Source organism: Streptomyces sp. HNM0645 (genome assembly GCF_030056615.1).
In the GTDB taxonomy this organism is placed as follows: Bacteria; Actinomycetota; Actinomycetes; order Streptomycetales; family Streptomycetaceae; genus Streptomyces; species Streptomyces marianii.
In genome coordinates, this window is record NZ_JASHLT010000018.1 from 186880 (window position 1) to 193094 (window position 6215).

Consider the following 6215-nt stretch of genomic DNA (forward strand, 5'->3'; position numbering starts at 1 on the left):
GGCCGGGGCGGGGTTCGTTCAACTGCCGTTCACCCGCGGTGCGAGCCCCCGCCCACCGTCGCCCGGAACCCATCACCCATGGTCGGAGCACACAATCAGCCACCCGGCCATGGGTGGGGAACCCTGGTGCGGAAGACGATCACATGGCATCGTCCCTGTCAGCCGCGCGAAGGCATCCCCACGCCCCGCCGGCCACACACGTAGACCACGTGCCGACCGAGTGCCCACCACGCACGGAGCCGCACAGCCGCCCGGGAGCCGCCCCATGACCTCAGCAGCGAACCCTGCCCCCCTCTGGCAGCCGGACGCCGACCGCATCGCGGCGGCCCGGATCACCCGCTTCCAGGCATGGGCCGCCGAGCACCACGGCGCGCCCGCCGAGGGCGGGTACCCGGCCCTGCACCGCTGGTCGGTCGACCGCCTCGACACCTTCTGGCAGGCGGTCGCCGACTGGTTCGACGTACGGTTCTCCACCCCTTACGAGCGCGTCATCGCCGACCGCGGCATGCCCGGCGCCCAGTGGTTCCCCGGCGCCACCCTCAACTACGCCGAACACGCCCTGCGCACCGCCGAGGACCCCGCCCTCGCCCATGATCCGGCCCTCATCCATGTCGACGAAACACATGACCCGACCCCCATCAGCTGGGCCGAACTGCGCCGCCAAGTCGGATCGCTCGCCGCCGGACTCCGCGCTCTCGGCGTCCGCCCCGGCGACCGGGTCAGCGGCTATCTGCCCAACATCCCGCAGGCCGTGACCGCCCTCCTCGCCACCGCCGCCGTCGGAGCCACCTGGACCTCCTGCGCCCCCGACTTCGGCGCCCGCAGCGTCCTCGACCGGTTCCAGCAGGTCGAGCCGGTGGTCCTCTTCACCGTGGACGGGTACCGCTACGGCGGCAAGGAACACGACCGCGCCGACACCGTCGCCGAACTCCGCCGGGAGCTGCCCACCCTGCGGGCCGTCGTCCACATCCCCCTGCTCGGCACCCCCGCCCCCGAAGGCGCCCTCGAATGGTCCGTCCTCACCGCGGACGACACCGAGCCCGTCTTCGAGCAGGTCCCCTTCGACCACCCGCTGTGGGTCCTCTACTCCTCCGGTACCACCGGGCTGCCCAAGGCGATCGTCCAGTCCCAGGGCGGCATCCTGCTGGAGCACTACAAGCAACTCGGGCTGCACTGCGACCTCGGTCCCGGAGACCGCTTCTTCTGGTACACCTCCACCGGCTGGATGATGTGGAACTTCCTCGTCTCCGGCCTGCTCACCGGCACCACCGTCGTGCTGTACGACGGCAGCCCCGGCCACCCGGACACCGGCGCCCAGTGGGCGATCGCCGAACGCACCGGGACGACCCTCTTCGGCACCTCCGCCGCCTACGTCATGGCCTGCCGCAAGTCCGGCGTGCACCCCTCGCGCGACCACGACCTCTCAACGGTCCGGTGCGTCGCCACCACCGGATCCCCGCTGCCGCCCGACGGCTTCCGCTGGCTCCACGACGAGGTCCGCGAGGACCTGTGGATCGCGTCCGTCAGCGGTGGCACCGACGTCTGCAGCTGCTTCGCGGGCGCCGTGCCGACCCTGCCCGTCCACATCGGTGAGCTCCAGGCCGCCTGCCTCGGCACCGACCTGCAGTCCTGGGACCCGCACGGCAAGCCCGTCATCGGCGAGGTCGGCGAGCTCGTCGTCACCAACCCCATGCCGTCCATGCCGATCCGCTTCTGGAACGACCCCGACGGCAGCCGCTACCGCGAGAGCTACTTCGAGATGTTCCCGGGCGTCTGGCGGCACGGGGACTGGGTCACGATCACCGACCACGGCTCCGTCGTCATCCACGGCAGGTCCGACTCCACCCTGAACCGCCAAGGAGTCCGCATGGGCTCCGCCGACATCTACGAAGCGGTGGAACGGCTCCCCGAGATCAAGGAGTCCCTCGTCATCGGCCTCGAGGAACCGGACGGCGGCTACTGGATGCCGCTCTTCGTCCACCTCGCCCCCGGCGCCGCCCTCGACGACGAACTGCGCTCCCGGATCAAGCGGACCATCCGCGAACAGCTTTCCCCGCGCCACGTCCCGGACGACATCATCGAGGTCCCCGGCGTCCCGCACACCCTCACCGGCAAGCGCATCGAGGTCCCGGTCAAGCGCCTGCTGCAGGGAACCGCCCTCACGAAGGCGGTGAACCCCGGCTCGGTGGACGACCTCGAGCTGCTGCGCTTCTACGAGGACCTGGCGCGCGAGCGCGGCGCCGGGCGCGGCTGAACCGGAACCGCCCCCGAGGCCACGACTCCTCGTTGTCAGCGCTCACGACTACGGTGAGTGAGCACCGAGCAACAGCGCTCACGCGACCAGGGGGATCCCATGCAGCACCGCAAGCACAACGCAACGGCCCGGACCACGGACCACGGCACGGAGGGCGCACACCGCGGGCACGACGGCCCGGACCGCACCAACGCCGGCACCCGCTCCGGGCAGCGCGGCCACACCGGCGCGCGCGCCCGCGCCGGCCACTCCCGTCGAGCCCGCCACCGGGCGCTGCGCCGCGACGTACCTGCCACGGTCGGACTCCTCGTCGACGACCAGGACTTCGCGGCCATGCGCCGGTACCCCACGTTTGCCTTCGACGACCATCCGGACTATCTCCGCCATGCGGAGGGCCTGCTCAAAACACTCTCCGCCCAGGGCGGGCACACCACCGTCGCCCTCTTCGACCCGGAGGAGTTCGCCGACTACTGCAGGGACACCGGGCTCGATCCCGACTCCTCGGCGAGCCGGAGCCGCTACACCGCCGAGGTCGCCTCCACCGGCGCGACGGTCGCGTACACCGGACAGCCGCTCGACGAACTCGTACCGCTGCTCCTCAACCGCACGGCCCGGCAGACCACATGGGAGTACGCCAGCTCACTGCTCGCCGACCTCGGCACCTGCTCGGACTGCGGGGAGGACGCCGGCCGATCGGCCTTCGACCGGGCCTCACGGCTGCTGATCGACCTGCTCGACGGTGCCGGCCCCGGCACGCACCACCTCGTCTGCAGCGTCCCGGCCGAAAAGAGGCAGCAACTCCTGGCGGTCCTCCACACCACACGCCCCGCCGACGCGCCGGCCGTGCTCGACTCCTCCGAAGCCGCCGAGTTCGCGACGGTCCTGGCGGTCGGGATCGCCCTCGACGGTCCCGGCGGAGTCGTCCTCAGGACGTCCACGGCCGAGGCCCCCGACCGACTTCACGGCTGGCGCCTCCACGGTGGCCGGCTCGTCGCGCTCACCGAGGCCGAGGTCTTCAGCGCATACTGCACGGACGCCCACACCGGAGAGCCGCTCTCCCCGGAACCGGGCGTCGAGTACCGCGCGGGCTTCCCCCTCGGCGACGGACACCCCTAGAGGACGGACGCACGGGAGAACCCTCCACGCGTGCAAGATCCCCACACACGGAAGGGGGGCTCCCCGCCGCACGGCGGGAAGCCCCCTCGCACTCGGGCCGTCACTCCCCGGACAGCACCGCCTGTGCGGCACGCCGCGCCTCGTCGGCGGAGTCCGCGGCCCGTGCCGCCGCGGCGGCACGCTCGCACTGGGCCAGCGTGTACTTCGCCAGCGTCCCCCGCACGTACGGGATCGACGCCGCACCCATCGAGAGAGAGGTGACGCCCAGCCCCGTCAGCACACACGCGAGCAGTGGATCCGACGCCGCCTCACCGCACACGCCACAGCTCTTGCCCTCGGCCCTCGCCGCCTCGGCGGACAGCGCCACCAGGTCGAGCAGCGCGGGCTGCCAGGGGTCCTGCAGCCGGGACACCGCACCAACCTGACGGTCGGCGGCGAAGGTGTACTGGGCCAGGTCGTTCGTGCCCAGCGACAGGAACTCGACCTCCTGCAGGACCGACCGCGCCCGCAGAGCCGCGGACGGGATCTCGACCATCACGCCGCACTTGGCGTCGAGCCCGGCCTCACGGCACGCGTCCGCGAACGCCTTGGCGTCCGAGCGGTCGGCCACCATCGGCGCCATGACCTCGAGGTACACGGGCAACCCCTCGGCGGCCTTCGACAGTGCGGTCAGCTGGGTCCGCAGCACCTCCGGGTGATCGAGCAGCGACCGCAGTCCCCGGACGCCCAGCGCCGGGTTCGGCTCGTCGGCCGGTGTCAGGAAGTCCAGCGGCTTGTCCGCACCGGCGTCCAGAACCCGCACGACCACCCGCCCCTCGGGAAACGCCTCCAGCACCTGCCGGTACGCCTCGACCTGCTTGGCCTCCGACGGCGCCTGCCTGCTGTCGTCGAGGAACAGGAACTCGGTGCGGAACAGACCCACACCCTCCGCACCGGCCGACAGCGCGGCGGGGACGTCACCGGGACCGCCGACGTTCGCCAGCAGCGGCACCTTGTGGCCGTCCGACGTCGCACCCGGACCGGTGGAAGCAGCCAGCGCGGCCTTCCGCTCGGCCGCGGCCTCGGCCAGCCGCGCACGCCGCTCCTCGCCAGGCGCCACGAACACCTCGCCGGTGCTGCCGTCCACCGCGACCACCGTGCCCTCGGCGAGTTCGCAGGCACCCGGGAGCGCGACCACGGCCGGCACCCCGAGCGCCCGGGCCAGGATCGCGCTGTGGCTTGTCGGGCCACCCTCCTCGGTGACGAACCCGAGCACCAGGGCAGGGTCGAGCAGCGCCGTGTCGGCGGGTGCGAGATCCCGGGCGATCAGGACATACGGCTCGTCGCTGTCCGGTACGCCCGGCATCGGTACCCCGAGCAGCCGTGCCACGATGCGGTTGCGTACGTCGTCGAGGTCGGCCACACGCCCGGCCAGGTACTCACCGGCACCCGCCAGCAGCGCCCGGTAGGCGGCGAAGGCGTCGTAGACGGCCCGCTCGGCCGTGCTGCCGACCGCGATCCGCCGCTCGACATCCGCCATCAGCTCGGGGTCCCGCGCCATCATGGCCTGCGCTTCGAGCACGTGCTGTGCCTCGCCGCCGGCCAGGTTGCCGCGCGCGACGAGGTCGGCGGCCACGGCGTCCACGGCGTGCCGGGCGCGCCCCTGTTCGCGCTCCGCGTCCTCCACCGGTATCTGCTTGGCCGGCGGCTCCAGCACCGCCGTGCCCATGTGCCGAACCTCGCCGACGGCCACACCGTGGCTGACACCGACGCCTTGCAGCGTTGTCTCCATTTCACCCGTCTCCGATAGTGCGGCAGCCCCAGCCGCCGCGGTGGATGTACGACCGCCCCCCCACGAGGGAGGGGTCACTGCCAGCTGAACAGCTCGTCGCCGGTCTTGACGTCGCCGTCCTGGCGGAGCCCGCCCAGTGAGTCGGAGGAGGCCTCGAGGGCCACCACGGGACAGATCGCAGACTTGCCGGCCTCTTCGACGGCGACGGGGTTCCAGCGCACGATGCCCTGGCCGCGGGTCACGGTGTCGCCCTTGTTGACGAGGAGTTCGAAGCCCTGTCCGTTGAGCTGCACGGTGTCGATGCCGAGATGGGTCAGCACTCCGTGTCCCTCGGAATCGACGACCACGAAGGCGTGCGGGTGCAGGGAGACAACGATGCCATCCACGGGGGAGACCGCCTTGGACGGCTCTCGCACCGGGTCGATCGCGGTACCGGGACCGACCATCGCACCGGAGAACACCGGGTCGGGCACTGCGGCGAGCCCGATGGCGCGCCCGGCCAGAGGCGACGTCACGACTGTCATGGGGGCCTCCCAGGGGTGGAGATTCACGTGCCGCCGCCACTTGCCTGTACCGGGCGGCGTACTGTTCAGAGCGTATGTCATGGGTAGTCCAGGTTCCGTCTGTGACTTACCAGTTGGCGGACCTGGAGGGCTCCGGAAACGATTTGCCTCGTCTGCCGGTGAGATGTAACGTCGTACCCCTGCCTGGCCACGACACGTCACTGAGTCGCAGGTCGGCAGCACCTGTCGAGCCGACATCCTAACTGGTCTACACCACTGGTCTACACCTCTGTGTGCGCACTGGTGCATGTGGTCAGGAGGTAGGGAAAAGGCTGGTAGGGTTTTGGACGCCGGAAAGGGAAAACGCGAAAGCGGAAGAACGGCCCGGCAACCCGCTCCAGCGGGTGGCGGAGACGGAAATCGGATCTGCTAGGCTGGAAACACCGAAGGGAAGCGCCCGGAGGAAAGCCCCAGAGAATGTTCTGCGGGTGAGTACGAAGGAAGCGTCCGTTCCTTGAGAACTCAACAGCGTGCCAAAAGTCAACGCCAGATATGTTGATACCCCGTCCAT

5 protein-coding genes are annotated in these 6215 nt (G+C 71.0%); 2 read left to right on the plus strand and 3 right to left on the minus strand.

From position 1 onward, the window contains the following. Positions 1 to 265: 265 nt before the first annotated feature. Both QMZ92_RS15795 and QMZ92_RS15800 read left to right on the plus strand, forming a co-directional pair. Positions 266 to 2254 (plus strand): acetoacetate--CoA ligase, encoded by a 1989-nt coding sequence (locus QMZ92_RS15795; protein ID WP_283298007.1) that lies wholly within the window; start codon positions 266 to 268, stop codon positions 2252 to 2254. A 99-nt stretch (positions 2255 to 2353) separates the two neighbouring features. Beyond that, a complete protein-coding gene (locus QMZ92_RS15800; protein WP_283298008.1) occupies positions 2354 to 3370 on the plus strand; it encodes a DUF8829 domain-containing protein in 1017 nt (338 codons plus the stop codon). A gap of 100 nt (positions 3371 to 3470) precedes the next feature. Here QMZ92_RS15800 and ptsP read toward each other — a convergent pair whose 3' ends face one another. The 3 genes from ptsP to QMZ92_RS15815 form a co-directional block, all read right to left on the minus strand. After that, the gene (gene ptsP / locus QMZ92_RS15805; RefSeq protein WP_283298009.1) at positions 3471 to 5141 is read right to left on the minus strand and encodes a phosphoenolpyruvate--protein phosphotransferase; all 1671 of its coding nucleotides are present in this window, start codon (positions 5139 to 5141) and stop codon (positions 3471 to 3473) included. A 74-nt stretch (positions 5142 to 5215) separates the two neighbouring features. Further along, positions 5216 to 5665 (minus strand): PTS sugar transporter subunit IIA, encoded by a 450-nt coding sequence (locus tag QMZ92_RS15810; RefSeq protein ID WP_283298010.1) that lies wholly within the window; start codon positions 5663 to 5665, stop codon positions 5216 to 5218. Between the two features lie 292 nt (positions 5666 to 5957). After that, positions 5958 to 6215 (minus strand): hypothetical protein (locus QMZ92_RS15815; RefSeq protein WP_283298011.1); only part of this gene is annotated, 258 nt, incomplete at its 5' end.